We start from the raw sequence: 14,582 nt of genomic DNA on the forward strand, positions 1-14,582 counted from the left end.
ACCGCCAAGCTGAAACTTGGCGGAAACGGATGTTTTTTGGTTTTGGCAAGTGTCTATTGACTGAGCCACATCAGCAAAGCTAAAATGACCCTCAAATCAAGTTTCAGCTTGATTGTGAACTTACCGAGGCGAACGGTTAGTTTCATCGTCGAAACCACTCCTTCCCAGGGTGGCATGACTACAAAAAGCCCCGCTCCAACGGGGCTTTTTGCTACCAGCCCCGCGCGCATTATACCCACAACCCGCTTTTGACCAAAGCGGGTTTTTCTTTTGCCCGTCGTTTCCCTTACCCCCTTCATATAGGAAAAAAACACCATGAATAAACTACTTGTGCTGCTGGGTGCGGCACTGGTGCTGGCTGCTTGCGCCACCAAGGCACCCAATCCCTACGGCACTCCGTTTCCAATTAACCCGACAACCTCAGCAGGAGCCGGCAAATGAGCCAACAACCTCCCAAGCCCGCTAATGCGGCCAACAACAAAAAGGCATTGGCGTTTATTCAGGCAGCCAAGCAATTTGAGCAATCCGAGATTGATTCGGTACGACGCAACAATAAAATCGCCTGGCGCATTACCGCAGTCTGCTTGGTCTTGTCCGGCATGGCCATCGGTGCCGTGGCGGCACTGACCCCGCTTAAAACCACCGAGCCGTTTATGGTACGGGTGGACAACAATACCGGTGCCACTGATATTGTGACCACACTGAAGCAGTCTGAAAAATCCTACGGTGAGGTAATCGACAAATACTGGCTGGCTCAATATATCCGCTATCGCGAAGGCTATGACTGGCAAACCATTCAAGGCAGCTACGATGCCACCATGCTGCTGAGTGCGCCGCCCATCCAAGCCGAGTTTGCCCGGCTTTACAAAGACAATCCGCAAGCCCCGCATAAAATCCTGAAAGACCAATTCAAGGTGGTGGCCAAAGTGAAGGCCATCAGCTTTGTCGGCAATATGGTGCAGGTGCGTTTTGACAAGCAGATGATACCGGTGGCGGGGGATTTGAATAAAACCTTTCCGGCACAGCCGCTGATTGCCACCATGGCCTTTGAATACAGCAACCGGCCGCAAAACGAAAAAGACCGGCTGGTCAATCCGCTGGGCTTCCAAGTGGTGAGCTACCGTGTTGACCCGGAAACGGCACCATAAAGGAAATGAATCGCATGAAAATCCAACAATTGAGTATGGCGGCCATTTTGGCCGCCTTTGTTTTGCCGGTGTTTGCCGAAGCCGTCCCTAAAGGTTCGGCACGTGACAGCCGTATCCAAACCGCCGAATACCATCCCGATCAGGTGTACCGCATCCGTTCGCAAATCGGCCGCGCAGTAATGGTGCAGCTGGAAGCCGACGAACGCTTGAGCGGTGACGCCGCCGCCTTAGGCATGGGTGATGCCGATGCTTGGAAAGTGGCGGTGCGGGGCAACAACATCATTTTCAAGCCGCAAGCGGCCAGCCCGCAAACCAATATGCTGCTCAGCACCAATAAACGCAGCTATGCCTTTTCATTGACGATGGGAGCGGGCAAAGCCAATCAGGCTGCCACCTATATTTTACGCTTTACCTACCCCGACAGCATCAGCCGCCAGCAAGCCCAAGCCGCTGAAAAACAGGCGCAGGCCATGTCGGTGTTGCAGCAGGCAGGCAGCGGGGCGGATGGGCGCAATACCGATTATTGGGCTTACGGTCACCGAGCATTGGCACCCACGGCGGCATGGGATAACGGGCGTTTTACTTATTTGCAGTTCAATAACGGTAAAGATTTGCCAGTGGTGTACAAAATCATGCCCGATGGCACCGAAACCCTGCTGAACTCGCATCTGGAAGGCGATACCGTGGTGATTCATGAAACCGCCAAAAAATTCGTCTTGCGCTTGGGCAAATCGGTATTGGCGATTGAAAACCGCGGTTACGACAACGTGGGTCAGTTCAACCGTACCGGCACCGATGACAACCGCGCCGTGCGCATTACCAAATAAAGGAGCGAAACATGGGATTGTTCGCAAAATGGAAGCAAAAACGCCAGCCGGCTGAAACCGCTGCCGGCGACTTCAGGCAGCCTGAACACACATCAATGGCCGATATCGTGCAAGACGATGATGTTGAAGCAGGCCTGCCCTTAAATGAAGTGTCCGGCAAAAAAGACAATGTGGGCAAAGTGGCCTTGTTGGGCGTGGCACTGGTGGCCATCGGCCTGATTGTGGTTGGGCTGATTTACTGGACTTCGGGTGACGACAATGCCGCTGCCGCGCCCAACCCCGAATTGGATTTGGGGGTTAAAAACAACCAGCCGATGAATTTTGATGCTGATAAGGAAAAATTGGCCTTGGTGGCTGAAACCGAAGCCGAACCCGCTTCGGATGTCGCTTCCTCCGATGAAAATGTATTACCCGCAGTGGATACCGCTGCTGCCCCGGCGGCAGCTTCGGCGGCAAATAATCCCGCCGACGACATCCGCAACCGCCGCTTGGGTGGTGATGTGCTGGTTTCGCTGGATCAGAATAGATTGGGTGGTGGTTCGGCGGGCGGGAATGAGACGGTAACGGTTTCTGGTACCGAAACTTCAACAGGCTTGTTTGGCGGTGGTAACCGCAGTGAGGGCACCTCATTCGGCAGCCGCTTACAGCCTACGGTGACCGCCGGTGTGGCAGCAGAACGCCGGGGAGATACCACTTTCCTACTGGCCAAAGGCACCAACATCCAGTGTGCATTAGAAACCCGCATCATCACCACCCAGCCCGGTTTCACCCGCTGCCAGACGGTACAGGATATTTATTCGGCGGATGGCAAAGTATTGCTGTTGGAACGCGGCAGCAAAATCATCGGTGAACAAACCGCCGCCTTGGTACAAGGCCAGGCGCGGGTGTTTGCGTTGTGGAATGAAGTGGAAACCCCGGTTGGCGTCAAAGTGTCGTTGGCCAGCCCCGGTTCCGGTGCTTTGGGTGAAGGCGGGCATGCCGCAAAGGTCAATTATCATTTCTGGCAGCGCTTTGGTGGTGCCATCATGATTAGCTTGATTAGTGACTTGAGCGACAACCTCAGTAACCGACAAAAAAGCACCAACGGCAACAACAACACCATCACCTATGAAAACTCCAGCGAAGCTGCACAACAAATGGCTACCGAAGCCTTGCGCAACAGCATCAATATCCCGCCCACCGGCACCGTGAATCAGGGCAGCCTGATCAACATCATGGTGGCGCGTGATGTCGATTTCCGTTCGGTGTACGAAGTGGTGCGCGTGCCTTTGTATTGATGCCGTATCTTTGTTTTTAACCTAGCTAGGCCTGCCGTGTGCAGGCCTATTTGCTTTTTACCGGATAGAACCATGTATGACGCCGCAAACAATTTCACCGCCGGTATCCGCCAAGATGCCTCCGCCCGCAATATGCTTGACCAGCTGGGTATCAGCGATTACCTCAATCGTGACGGTGTTACCGAAGTCTTGATTAACCGCCCGGGTGAAGTATTCTTGGAAACGGCCAAAGGATTTGAACGCTTTGAAGATACGCGCCTGCATTTACGTGCATTGGAGCAGCTGGCCAATACCTTGGCCATTCTCAATAAAAAGCACATTTCTTTTGAAAACCCCATCCATTCGGTCACCTTGCCCGACGGCGAGCGCGGCCACATCATGCTGCCGCCTTCGTGTGAAGACAAAACCGTGGTGTATGCCTTCCGTAAACCCTCACGCAGCCGTTTCACCTTGGCGGATTACATCAACACCGACCGGTTAACCTCATTCAAAGACGTATCACCGCACAGCAGCGTGGCCATGCCGACCGACAGCATTGATGTGGGCGGCCGGATTGACGGACGCCATTTCCGCGATGTTTGCGACCGCATGCAACTGCCGTCGGATGTGCCGCTGGCAGATTGGCAGTATGAATTGCTCACCCACAAAGCCAATCGCGATATGGACGCCTTTTGGCGCTTGGCCGTCAACCGCAAACTCAATATCTGCATGGTGGGTGGCACCGGCTCCGGTAAAACCACCTTCAGTAAAACCATTGCCGATTTGGTGGCACCCAATACGCGGTTGATTACGCTGGAAGATACCCACGAACTGGATTTGCCAAACCACCCCAACCATGTGCATTTGTTCTTCAAAGCGCACATCACCGCCAAAATGCTGATTGCCGCCTGTATGCGGCTGAAACCGGATCGGGTATTTCTGACCGAATTGCGAGGAGATGAGGCTTGGGATTACTTGTCCTTGCTCAATACCGGCCATCCCGGCGGCCTGACATCCGTCCATGCCAATGATGCCCGTGCCGTGCATTACCGCATTGCCCAGTTGGCCAAAGAATCGGCCACCGGCCAGACCATGGAATACGACTACATCCTCAATGCAGTTAAAGCCACCATTGACGTGGTGGCCTTCTTTGAAAACACCCGCATGACCGAGTTGTACTATGACCCGGTGGAGAAATTTTATGCCATGCAAGGGCGTAGTTGAGGTGAACCGGCATTCTTAACCGCCACAAATTATAAGGACATATTAATGCTCCCGAGCCAAGCACCACCCACCGCTGATATTGTCGAACTGTTGCTGATACTGCTTGCCGCCGGCTGGGAAATCACTCCTCAGCATGAGCGGTATTTACGTTACGAATGCGACCATCAAGATATTCAGGAATCGCTGCATTTCACCGCAGAACAACTTTGCATCCAACTGGCTCAGTTTGGCAGGCTGCCTGTGGAAGAAGTCAGGCACACAGCGTTTATGCCGGTTTTACGGCATCTGCAAAACCGTTTTGAGCACATGCCGCAAAATTGGCTGCTGTGTGATTGGAAAGGGCGATCCATTTGTACTGTTCCCAACAGGCGTATTGGCCATGAGTTGGTTGCACTACTCTATGCACGCGGCATTAAAACCCAATGTGTTAAAAGCGATGATTGTGATCCCATGCCGATAAATACACGGTGGCAAAAATTGCTGCCCGGCATTCAAAAAACAGGCTATTTACGCTTAAAAATAGCGTTTTACCGTTTGGATGAGCTTCTTCAAGCCGGACGGTGGTTCCTGTAAATACCTTAAAATATGAGTGATGCCGACATAAGCTTCCGGGCGAATGTAACACGGTATTTCAGAAGAATGGGCTTCATACCAGTGATGATTGATATTTTTTACTTTATAGGGCTCTGGAAAACTGATGGCATCTAAAGGCAGTTTAATCACGCCGTCGCAAGTACGGTTAATTACAACCCATTCGCCTTCTTCCGTATCTTCAGCGTTATAACTAAAACCTTCGCTATATGGCCTGATTAGGCTGTGGCAGTACAAAATATCTTCAAGATTGATTTCTATAGTCAAAACAACCATATCCCTGTCTTGCGCATAAGAGTAGCCATAGTCGGGCAAGCTCATGTAGCTGTTTAACAAATCCATCTCAAGTAAGATAAAAGAAAGTCCGGCCTCCTTGGCTTGGCAGTAGCGGCTTTTGAGTGCAAAAGCATATTTCCCCTGAATATGCCGCTTTAAATATATTGTTTTTTGGGATGGGAAATGAATAGACAGGCGTTTTTGAACATGCCCATATAATCCTTTGATGTCTTCTTCGGCTTCATGCCATTGTTGAGGGGTGATGCGTTGATGCCATAAATTGACGTTATGATGCAAAGTCAAATCAGTGAATGCAGAGGATCCCAGAGATGCAACAATCCTATCAGTCTTATAAGGATAACGCCGTATATGTAATGCGTTATAAAGCAATGTACATAAAAAAATATAGCCAATAGATTTTTTACTATATTGAAATCCATGAAAAATATTTTCTGTATCGTCAGCACCAAGAGTCGTTATGCGTGTACTTCCACCAATACACGCCCTCAGTAATTGGCTGCTGATTGCATATTTATCTTCAGGCTTATTAAATATATCCTGCTGAAGTAATTGAGATTTATCCATACTTGTGACTTTGCTTGATTTTTTAATTTTTAAAAGGAAATAACCGGATATGCTACCTGAAATTGAACTGAAAGCGGAGGCTATAGGCCGGTTGCGCTTATCGCTGAAGCGGTCACTACTGTCGCTGAAACCGCCTGAAGGAGAGCCAAGCACCGAAGCCGGTATCCGGCTATCCGATATTTACCCACCGGAATGCTTACCGGCCATTGCGTACCGGGGGCGAGTGCTGTTTGCAGCTCGGGATTTTGATGACACATGTTATTTCGTACATCAACTTTATCTGCACGGCTATACCGCGTACGAATCTGCCGTATGGCCGGGTTCCGATGCCGAGTACTACCGTTCTTTGCGTGCCTGGCCGTATATTTGCGACTGTTTAAAGCGCAAAAAACCAGCAAAGCTTCACCGCTTTTGCCAATGGCAGCGCCTTAAAAATGCTGCTTGCAGAGGCTACGGTAAAATAAGCCGGAAAACCGTATAAAACGCTTTACAGAATACAAAAATCTTTGTTTGTAAGATTAAATGTAATGCATCTGCTACATCTTGATACATACCATTCGGTTTATTATATTTTGTTTATATCCCTCCAGTAAAAGAAAGGGGTTTTTTATGGCTTTGGCCGTACCGAATTGGGATAGTGTGCAAAATCGGTTGCATACAGCCCTTGGGAAGAGCAAACCACCGCCACTATTTTTGGCCAGTTTGGAAAGAGATGCTAAAGCATTATTGAATACGCCTGCTTTAAATTTTGGCTATCTGACTTTGGGGATGGTTGCTGCAATGCGTGGGGAAAAGCAACAATTTGATGAGTATTTGAAGCGCCCCCGTATGACTGCTGATGATGTATCAATAGTGGACATATTTGTTTTGAACGGTCTTAACAGAATGGGTTGTTTTGACGAGGCTAATGCCTATTTGCAGACTTTATTTATCAAGTCTGCCGACAGTGATGATTTACACAGTTTGAAACCACTGTTGCACATGGCCATGCTGTATGGGTTTATTGATGATGCAGGACTATTGTTCGATAAATTAAAGAAATTAAAAGCGATTAAACCCGGCCACAATACCGACTTGGAAAGAGTGTATCTACTCTTGCGGGAGTTGCGGCTGGATCAATCCACTATGGTGGCAGCGATTTTGGCCATCAAAAAATTTATTTTTTCACAAGATGTGGTTATTCCAACCTATTCATTCAGTTACAATTTTGAATATGATATTTTTATTGAATTGAAATGCATCTGTTTTGTTGACGACATTGAATTATTAGCTCGTATGGATAACATTATTGACGACATGTTGATTCAGATGGAGGTTGAAATTGACCCTGCGTTAATCAATCTTTGTGTTTCTTGTCGTCCTTATAATTTGAGCTATGGGATTGGATAAGCATGATTCAGCCATCAGATTTTATGGATAGCGCTCAAACCATGATTGGCAATACCGAAATGGGAAATCGTAACGGGATAAGCCGCATGTATTATGGGGTGTATCATGCTTGCCTGCTTTTGCGATTTGTGAATTGAGATTTACTTACAGCACCGCCAAATCATTACATGCTCAGTTGATCTATTTTTATAAAAGCCATGCGGATCGAGACTTAAAGAATATTGGACGACAACTGGAAAAACTCCGTAATGCCAGAAATGAAGCAGATTATTTGCTGAACTCTTTTGTTTCCAATGAGGATGCCCGTTTGGATTATCGATTAGCTTTGCATAGCTTACACCAAATAGAAATTGCAAAGCATAAACACGGTAGCGACAAATAGGATGATTTTATGGCGGGGAGGTATCCTGAAAATATGCTGTTGAAAAAAGCAAGAGTCCGCAAAGTAAAAAGTCATGGCTTAAGATGAACATATTCCGCATACGGCATCTGCCCAACCCTCAGTTATAAAATAAGCCGCAAAACCGCATAAAACGCTTTACAACACAAAAAAATCTTTGTAAGATTAAAACACTACTAAATTCGATAAGCGGTTCCCCACACCCGAAAGCGTGGTTTTTTTGTGCCTGCCGGATACGCAGCACAATGCCATAGATTTCTTGCTATGGCGGGTCGAGAGAACCTAATACAACACCCCTTGGGGAATAAGTTCCGCCGTCTTATCGCGGTAGTTGAAGCCCGCCACCCTACTAAGGTGGCTACGAAACTAAACGATAAGGAGCATCACCATGCTGTTCTCACGCATTGCGCACAAGCGCGTTCAATCTTCGTTACTCGGTACATTCCCTAATTTTCAGGCAGCCTCAGACTGTATTGATGCCATGTTGCGTCGAAACGGTGCTTTGCGACTGCTGATTGTTCAAACCGCCACCGGATTCGATGTGGCAAAAGTTTGCTGATTGTCGTATATTCGGACAAACAAAAAACATACATTAACAATCATATCCTTACACTTGCGAAGGGAAACTCTGATGAAACCCAGTCAATTTGTGCTTAAAGCTTCTGTTATCGCCATTTCGTTTGCCTTAGCCGCCTGTGGTGGCGGGGGTGGTGGCGGATCATCACCGAGTGTCGGCAGTACGCCGTCACAGCCCGGTGTGCCGGGTAATCCGACGACGCCCCCCAAACCGGTTAATCCGACCACCCCGACGGCCGTTCCGATGCCTTCTGCCAATCCGGCAGCCGGGGACAGTAATGAAAAAGCGGCTGCGCCGGAGCCGATTACCAATAAGTTTGCACCAAATAAATATGGCTTCATGAATGATCGCGAAGACTCACTGAATCTTAAAGATGCATACGATCAAAATCTTGACGGTTCAGGGGTTAAAGTAGGCGTAGTTGATGGTCGAATTGCCAGTCACCCCGGATTACCAAAAAATCTTGTAGATCATGGCGATTTTGTTGCTGTAGCAAGTGTTAGCACAGATCATGGAACACAGGTTGCCTTAACTCTTTCAGGGCAAGAGGTAAATGGAAATATTAATGGTATCGCTAAAAATGTTGAATTACACACAGCAAATATAGGTATTTCGGGTGGTAATAAAGTTTCTGATTCAGGCGCATTGCGTGCGTGGAATGAATTGCGTAAAGATGGAGTAACTATTATTAATAATAGTTGGGGATCCAGTTCTGGTACTGCAATTCAACAATATAAAGATGATGCTAACGCTTATTTAAATGCTAAATCTACTATGGAAAAGGCGGGTACTTATATTGGGCAAATGAAATATTTGGTTGATAATAATGTATTGTTAATTTTTTCTACTGGCAATGAAGCATTGATGCAGCCAACAGCTAATCCGTTACTGCCTTTAGCAGAGCCAGAACTACAAAAAGGCTTGATTGCGGTTGCTGGTACTGACGAAAATCAAACCATTAATAGCAACTCAAATCGCTGTGGTGATGCTAAAAATTGGTGTATGGCCGCACCATGGAAAGTATTAGTACCAAATATAAATGCAACAAATCTTAATGAAATGGAGCGTTTTGGTTTAACACAGGCAACAGGTACTTCATTCGCCGCCCCCCAAGTAACCGGCGCCGCTGCCCTAGTCAAACAAAAATACCCGTGGATGACCAACGACAACCTGCGCACTACGTTGTTGACGACTGCAACCGACCTCGGTGCCAAAGGCGTCGATTCGGTGTACGGCTGGGGTTTACTGAACATAGGTAAAGCCGTAAACGGCCCCGCCCAATTTGCGTTTGGCAACTTCAACGCCAATGTGACTGGTAATGCCGTGTTTGAGAATAACATCAGCGGCACCGGCGGCCTGCTTAAAAAAGGTTCAGGCAGCCTGACATTGAAAGGCAAACACAGCTTTAGTGGCGATACCTTGGTATCTGCCGGCAAATTAATGGTTGATGGTGAGAGCCAATCTAAAACCACTATCTTATCGAGTGCCGAATATGCGGTTAAGGGCAGTACCGGCAGCATCAATAATCTCGGTGTTTTTGCCAGCACCGGCAATGGTGCCACGATTAACGGGGACTATATCCAAACCCAATACGGCACCTTGGCAACCGAAGTTGGCACGGTGACCAAAGTAACCGGCAATGCCGATTTAGCCGGTGAACTGCACTTTCGCGGCATCAAGCCCGGCTATGTTCCCCAGTCCGGTACCAGCACCGATGTGCTGACTGCGAGCAAAGTATCCGGCACCTTTGCCAAGACAACTTCTGCACCCTCTTTGCTGTTGGCTGCGGATACCCGTTATACCGCCAATGCAGTGAAGCTGGACATCAAACGTGCCGATGTTAACCGCGTAGCCAACAGCCTTCAGGCAGCAGCAGACGCCAACAGCATTTCTGCCGGTGCACGCAATCTTGAAGCAGCATTTACCGCACTGGATGCAGCCGAACCCTACAAGAGCGACCGTGTGGCACAGCAGCTGAGCTTTGTGGATGCGTCGGCTAAAATCCAGAACATCACTGATGAAGCCACTTTGGCCAAAACCCTGTATTCGCTTTCAGGCAGCATCTACAGCAATGCGGCAGCGATTTCCAGCATCGAGCAAGGCCGTCTGAATACTGATTTTGGCAATAAACTGGATGTGGCTGGCGGTGAAACACAGGCTGTTGTTCAGTATGGCCATACCGGCAATACTTGGACGCAGCCCGGCTTGTCCGGCAAGCAATCGACCAACAGCGGTACTGTAGGGGTGGTGATGGGCTTGACCGACAGTGCATCACTCGGTGGTGCCGTTACCTACCACAACACCAACTGGGCAGAGCAACGCGGCAATGACGGCAGCGACAACGCCGATGTACGCAGTATGGGTACCGTGCTCGCCGGTCGCTATCATCCGGCCAACTGGCGTGGCCATTTTCTGAAAGGCAGCTTAGGCTACAGCCGTTATAAAAACGAGGTATCGCGCACCGTCTGGATTGCCGATGAGACTTACAAAACAGGAGCCGATGTTTCAGGCAGCCTGTGGCAGCTGAGCATTGCCGGCGGCAAAAAGCTGGGTAATGATGTTTGGTCGGTCACGCCGGAGCTGGGTTTGCGTTATGACTATTTCCGCCAAAGCGCCTTTACCGAAAGCGGCGCCGAAGGCTACGGGCTGAATGCCGATAAGCTGAGCAAAGGTATTGTGGTGGGTACGGTAAACATGACCGGCCAATACAACTGGCTGGCCGGCAATCTGCCGCTGAGCGTGTACGGCAATATCGGCTATGAGCATGACTTCCAGCGCCGCCAATTTGCCACCGTGGGCGGTTTTGCCGATGCGCACAGTAATGAACGTGCCGGTGCTTGGCAGCTGCCGTTGAACCGCTGGGCTGCCGGTATTGGCTTGCAAGCTCAGGTCGCCAAAAATGTGACTGCCGGAATCGGCTACCGCTACCAAGGTGCCAGTAGCTGGCATAACCACCAAGCGGGTGCTAATCTGGTCGTGAAATTCTGATAGCGTCTTTCAACCAAGGTGCGTATAGATTCCCCATTTTGATGCGCACCTTTTCAGCACATTGGTCTTTTCCTTTCGGCCAATGTGCTTTTTTTATTTAAGCCCGGCAGCGGCCTGCTGCCTAATCCTGATAAGGAGCCTGTTATGTAATCCCGCCAACATTATCTTCGCCCCCTGAAACACCGGCCTTGTGCCGGTATTTTTGTTTCTGCCGCCTTCCGCTGAAGGCGGTTTTTTTATGCCTGCAAAAAACAGGCAAAACAACAAAGGAAACGTCTATGACCCAAGCCCCAACCCGCTGCGCTTTGCTGTGTGCCGGGCTACTGCTGGCCATTGGTTCGGCACAGGCTGCGGATACACCGTTCAGCCCCAAGCCGGTGACTTACGGCTGGCAGGGTGCCGGTAACTACATTACCGGCACGCAACTGGCCGGTGTGGAACAGCACATCCGCAGCCACGCCCCCGTAAACGCCGGCAACAACCGCGCCTTTCAAAAAGCCCTGTGCACTCTTGATTTGGCCAAACACAGCTATCGTGAAACCAATACCAAAGGCATTACCGAACATCTGGCCGGTGAGGCACTGGCCTTAAGTGCCGCCGCACAGCAAAACGGCAACCCCGGCCAAATGGCACCTTTGCCCGGTACACCGCGCCGGTTTACTGATCATTGGGCCAAGATCGCCGACCTGAAACAGGCTGTCGACGGCAAACAGTGTGCAGTCACCCAGTTGGAATGTGCCGAAGTGGCGCTGGCCGGTGCCGAGTATGAAACACAGGAAGGCTATGGCCGCCACCGTAACCACGGCGTTGCTTGGCTCAAGCAGGCCGAGCAGCTGATGGCCGAAGGTGAGGCCGCTGTGGCTGCCTGCGCGGAACCCGCAGCAGAAAGCAGCGCAGCCGAAACCTTCAGCCTTGATACCGACACCCTGTTTGCCTTCGGCAGCGCCCGTTTGTCGAGCGACGGCCAACAGCGCATCCATGCTTTTGCCCAACGCCTGCAAGCACATCAACACCGCATCAGTACCTTGCAGATTAGCGGCCATGCCGACCGCATCGGCAGTGCATCGCTAAACCGAGAACTCTCTGCACAACGCGCCGAAGCCGTGGCGGCCATTCTGCGCCGGCACCTGAGTGCTGTTCCTGCCGATCGCATCCACACCGTCGGCAAAGGCAGTAGTGAACCGCTGGTGCAATGTGCCGGCAACAAACCCACCGCAGCCCTGAAAAGCTGCCTGCAACCCAACCGCCGTGTCACGGTTACCGTGACCGGCGTTTATTCTTAAATAAAGGAAATCGTATGAACAAAGCGTATAAAGTCGTTCGTAACCGTGACGGTCAAATGACCGTTGTTTCGGAACTGGGTAAAACTAAAGGCAAATCTAAAAAAGGCATCGTATTGAATATTATCGGCAGTGCTTTGCTGTGCTTGCCGCTTGCCGCACAAGCATGGGTACCATCAATAGGAACATCATGTAGTGCAGCGCCAATAGCGGGATTTCAAGGTGCTGTCGGCATTGATGGTGTCAATGCAAAAACATGCTTTGCACAAGATAAAAATGGATCATATAACTATGATGTAATTGGACTTAGTGCTGAGACCTTAGCCACACTTGCCAAGGTGGGTGAACTGGAAAATAAGGTTCAGAACAATGATAACAATGTTAATAATCTAACTGACACGGCAGTAGTGTATGACAGTGCAGATAAAACAAAAGTAACATTGAATCCTCGCAGCGATCCCGCGACACTGACGAATGTCAAAGACGGTTCCGTTGTGACCGGCAGCAAAGACGCAGTTAACGGCGGCCAACTTTTTGGTGTTAAAACCACTGCCGACAAAGCAGCAGCGGATGCCGTGGCAGCACAAGCCAGCGCTACAGCAGCCCAAGCTACAGCCAACACCGCCGGCACCAAGGCCGATGCTGCCCAAGCGGCTGCTACTGCCGCCGATGCCAAAGCAGTAGCCGCAGACGGTAAAGCCACCGCCGCACAAACTGCTGCCGACAAGGCCGCAGCCGATGCAGCCAAGGCGCAGACTACTGCCAACACGGCCAATACCAAAGCCGATAAAAACACCGCCGATATTGCCACTTTGCAAGACGGTGACAAGTTCAATGTGAAATACGACAGCTTGGCCAAAGACAAGGTGACTTTGGGTGGTGTTGGCGGCACCACAGTGGCCGGTGTTAAAAATGCGGCGCTGGCTGCCGGCAGCACCGAAGCGGTTAACGGTGCACAGTTGTTTGACACCAATCAGCGCGTTGCCGCCAACAGCCGCCGCATTACCATCAATGAAGGCAATATCCAGTCCATCATCAACGGTGAAAAAGGCTTGGTGCAAACCGATGGCCAAACCACCACGGTGGATAAAGCCGGTACGGCCACTACAGTGGCGTTGGCCGGGGTGAATGGCGACCGTACAGTCAGTGGTGTAAAAGCCGGTACTTTGGCTGCAGGCAGTAACGAAGCAGTTAACGGTGCCCAGTTGTTTGACACCAATCAGAAAGTGGCCGACAACAGCCGCCGTATCACAGTGAACGAAAGCAAACTGACCAATCTGGACGGTAAAACCGATAAGCTGGGTGAATCGACTGCGGCCAATCTGGGCGGCGGTGCGGCCTACAATCAGGCCACCGGCACCGTATCGGCTCCGAGCTACACCGTTGCCGGCGGCAAGCACAACAATGTGGGTTCGGCTTTTGCTGCTGTTGACGGCAAACTGACCCAACATGGCAACCAAATCACCAATCTGGATCGACGTGTTACCGTGAACGAAGGTGATATCCAGTCCATCATCAAAGGTGAAAAAGGCTTGGTGCAAACCGATGGCCAAACCACCACCATTGATAAGGCCGGTACTTCTACGGTCATCAATGTGGCCGGTGCCAGCGGTGACCGCGTTATCACCGGGGTGGCTAATGGTAGTGCGCCCAATGATGCCATCAACAAAGGCCAATTTGATACTGCCATTGATAAACTGGTGGTGGATAACAACGGGCGCTTTGATCAGCTCTCCGAGCGCATCGATGCCAACCGTAAATCCGCATCTCAAGGTATTGCTGCGGCAATGGCGATGGACATTGAATACCCAGAGCAACATCCGGGTGAATGGGCAGCCGGTGTCGGCATGGGTACGTATGACGGCCAGACTTCTTTGGGCATGGGTGTCAACTACCTGTCGCGCAGCGGCAAGTTCAAAGTGTTCGGCGGTTTTGGCCAAGCATTAACATCCGGCAGTCGCCCGGCAGCCAAAGCCGGTATCGGTTTTGTGTTTTAAATAGCGTTACCACCCTTAACCCTTCGCTGCGGCGGAGGGTTTTT

15 protein-coding genes are annotated in these 14,582 nt (G+C 50.3%); 13 read left to right on the forward strand and 2 right to left on the reverse strand.

The features are described 5' to 3' along the window. Positions 1-53: 53 nt before the first annotated feature. Positions 54-317, reverse strand: coding sequence for a hypothetical protein (locus JQU52_RS05450; RefSeq protein WP_230340123.1), 264 nt, complete (start codon positions 315-317; stop codon positions 54-56). On the opposite strand from JQU52_RS05450, the gene JQU52_RS05455 reads away from it, so the two are divergent. The 6 genes from JQU52_RS05455 to JQU52_RS05480 all read left to right on the forward strand — a co-directional run bounded on the left by JQU52_RS05455 (position 316) and on the right by JQU52_RS05480 (position 5,028). Further along, positions 316-441 carry a lipoprotein gene (locus tag JQU52_RS05455; protein ID WP_230340124.1) on the forward strand — a complete coding sequence of 42 codons (126 nt, stop codon included), beginning with the start codon at positions 316-318 and terminating at the stop codon, positions 439-441. The two genes, JQU52_RS05450 and JQU52_RS05455, sit on opposite strands and share 2 nt — an antisense overlap. Then, on the forward strand, positions 438-1,148 hold the full coding sequence (locus JQU52_RS05460) for a virB8 family protein (RefSeq protein ID WP_230340125.1): 711 nt from the start codon (positions 438-440) through the stop codon (positions 1,146-1,148). The genes JQU52_RS05455 and JQU52_RS05460 overlap by 4 nt, the downstream gene beginning before the upstream one ends. Before the next feature lie 14 nt (positions 1,149-1,162). Beyond that, positions 1,163-1,975: a P-type conjugative transfer protein VirB9 gene (gene virB9, locus JQU52_RS05465; protein WP_230340126.1), complete on the forward strand. Its 813-nt coding sequence runs from the start codon at positions 1,163-1,165 to the stop codon at positions 1,973-1,975. A gap of 11 nt (positions 1,976-1,986) precedes the next feature. Beyond that, positions 1,987-3,252 (forward strand): type IV secretion system protein VirB10, encoded by a 1,266-nt coding sequence (gene virB10, locus JQU52_RS05470; protein WP_230340127.1) that lies wholly within the window; start codon positions 1,987-1,989, stop codon positions 3,250-3,252. A 72-nt stretch (positions 3,253-3,324) separates the two neighbouring features. Further along, positions 3,325-4,455 (forward strand): ATPase, T2SS/T4P/T4SS family, encoded by a 1,131-nt coding sequence (locus JQU52_RS05475; protein ID WP_230340128.1) that lies wholly within the window; start codon positions 3,325-3,327, stop codon positions 4,453-4,455. A 45-nt stretch (positions 4,456-4,500) separates the two neighbouring features. Continuing rightward, positions 4,501-5,028, forward strand: a complete 528-nt coding sequence (locus JQU52_RS05480) for a hypothetical protein (RefSeq protein ID WP_230340129.1) — start codon at positions 4,501-4,503, stop codon at positions 5,026-5,028. On the opposite strand, the gene JQU52_RS05485 is transcribed toward JQU52_RS05480, so the two are convergent. After that, the gene (locus JQU52_RS05485) at positions 4,969-5,907 is read right to left on the reverse strand and encodes a hypothetical protein (protein ID WP_230340130.1); all 939 of its coding nucleotides are present in this window, start codon (positions 5,905-5,907) and stop codon (positions 4,969-4,971) included. The genes JQU52_RS05480 and JQU52_RS05485 overlap by 60 nt on opposite strands. A gap of 49 nt (positions 5,908-5,956) precedes the next feature. On the opposite strand from JQU52_RS05485, the gene JQU52_RS05490 reads away from it, so the two are divergent. The 7 genes from JQU52_RS05490 to JQU52_RS05520 all read left to right on the forward strand — a co-directional run bounded on the left by JQU52_RS05490 (position 5,957) and on the right by JQU52_RS05520 (position 14,538). Next, on the forward strand, positions 5,957-6,388 hold the full coding sequence (locus JQU52_RS05490; RefSeq protein WP_230340131.1) for a fibroblast growth factor: 432 nt from the start codon (positions 5,957-5,959) through the stop codon (positions 6,386-6,388). Between the two features lie 128 nt (positions 6,389-6,516). After that, a complete protein-coding gene (locus JQU52_RS05495; RefSeq protein WP_230340132.1) occupies positions 6,517-7,296 on the forward strand; it encodes a hypothetical protein in 780 nt (259 codons plus the stop codon). A 109-nt stretch (positions 7,297-7,405) separates the two neighbouring features. After that, positions 7,406-7,678 (forward strand): hypothetical protein, encoded by a 273-nt coding sequence (locus JQU52_RS05500; RefSeq protein WP_230340133.1) that lies wholly within the window; start codon positions 7,406-7,408, stop codon positions 7,676-7,678. Positions 7,679-8,084: 406 nt separating this feature from the next. Then, entirely contained in the window at positions 8,085-8,255 is a 171-nt protein-coding gene (locus tag JQU52_RS05505; RefSeq protein WP_230340134.1) for a hypothetical protein, read from the forward strand. A gap of 72 nt (positions 8,256-8,327) precedes the next feature. Then, on the forward strand, positions 8,328-11,261 hold the full coding sequence (locus JQU52_RS05510) for a S8 family serine peptidase (protein ID WP_230340135.1): 2,934 nt from the start codon (positions 8,328-8,330) through the stop codon (positions 11,259-11,261). A gap of 278 nt (positions 11,262-11,539) precedes the next feature. Continuing rightward, positions 11,540-12,544, forward strand: a complete 1,005-nt coding sequence (locus JQU52_RS05515) for an OmpA family protein (RefSeq protein ID WP_230340136.1) — start codon at positions 11,540-11,542, stop codon at positions 12,542-12,544. A 14-nt stretch (positions 12,545-12,558) separates the two neighbouring features. Beyond that, a complete protein-coding gene (locus tag JQU52_RS05520) occupies positions 12,559-14,538 on the forward strand; it encodes a YadA-like family protein (RefSeq protein WP_379061262.1) in 1,980 nt (659 codons plus the stop codon). The last annotated feature ends 44 nt before the right edge of the window (positions 14,539-14,582 follow it).

The sequence above is a fragment of the Paralysiella testudinis genome (genome assembly GCF_016894345.1).
Classification (GTDB): Bacteria; Pseudomonadota; Gammaproteobacteria; order Burkholderiales; family Neisseriaceae; genus Paralysiella; species Paralysiella testudinis.

Bases quoted from the DNA above. Each gene is read 5' to 3' on its own strand.
- JQU52_RS05455 (WP_230340124.1), top strand. From the start codon at position 316: ATGAATAAACTACTTGTGCTGCTGGGTGCGGCACTGGTGCTGGCTGCT.
- JQU52_RS05450 (WP_230340123.1), bottom strand. From the start codon at position 317: ATGGTGTTTTTTTCCTATATGAAGGGGGTAAGGGAAACGACGGGCAAA.
- JQU52_RS05460 (WP_230340125.1), top strand. From the start codon at position 438: ATGAGCCAACAACCTCCCAAGCCCGCTAATGCGGCCAACAACAAAAAG.
- virB9 (WP_230340126.1), top strand. From the start codon at position 1,163: ATGAAAATCCAACAATTGAGTATGGCGGCCATTTTGGCCGCCTTTGTT.
- virB10 (WP_230340127.1), top strand. From the start codon at position 1,987: ATGGGATTGTTCGCAAAATGGAAGCAAAAACGCCAGCCGGCTGAAACC.
- JQU52_RS05475 (WP_230340128.1), top strand. From the start codon at position 3,325: ATGTATGACGCCGCAAACAATTTCACCGCCGGTATCCGCCAAGATGCC.
- JQU52_RS05480 (WP_230340129.1), top strand. From the start codon at position 4,501: ATGCTCCCGAGCCAAGCACCACCCACCGCTGATATTGTCGAACTGTTG.
- JQU52_RS05485 (WP_230340130.1), bottom strand. From the start codon at position 5,907: ATGGATAAATCTCAATTACTTCAGCAGGATATATTTAATAAGCCTGAA.
- JQU52_RS05490 (WP_230340131.1), top strand. From the start codon at position 5,957: ATGCTACCTGAAATTGAACTGAAAGCGGAGGCTATAGGCCGGTTGCGC.
- JQU52_RS05495 (WP_230340132.1), top strand. From the start codon at position 6,517: ATGGCTTTGGCCGTACCGAATTGGGATAGTGTGCAAAATCGGTTGCAT.
- JQU52_RS05505 (WP_230340134.1), top strand. From the start codon at position 8,085: ATGCTGTTCTCACGCATTGCGCACAAGCGCGTTCAATCTTCGTTACTC.
- JQU52_RS05510 (WP_230340135.1), top strand. From the start codon at position 8,328: ATGAAACCCAGTCAATTTGTGCTTAAAGCTTCTGTTATCGCCATTTCG.
- JQU52_RS05515 (WP_230340136.1), top strand. From the start codon at position 11,540: ATGACCCAAGCCCCAACCCGCTGCGCTTTGCTGTGTGCCGGGCTACTG.
- JQU52_RS05520 (WP_379061262.1), top strand. From the start codon at position 12,559: ATGAACAAAGCGTATAAAGTCGTTCGTAACCGTGACGGTCAAATGACC.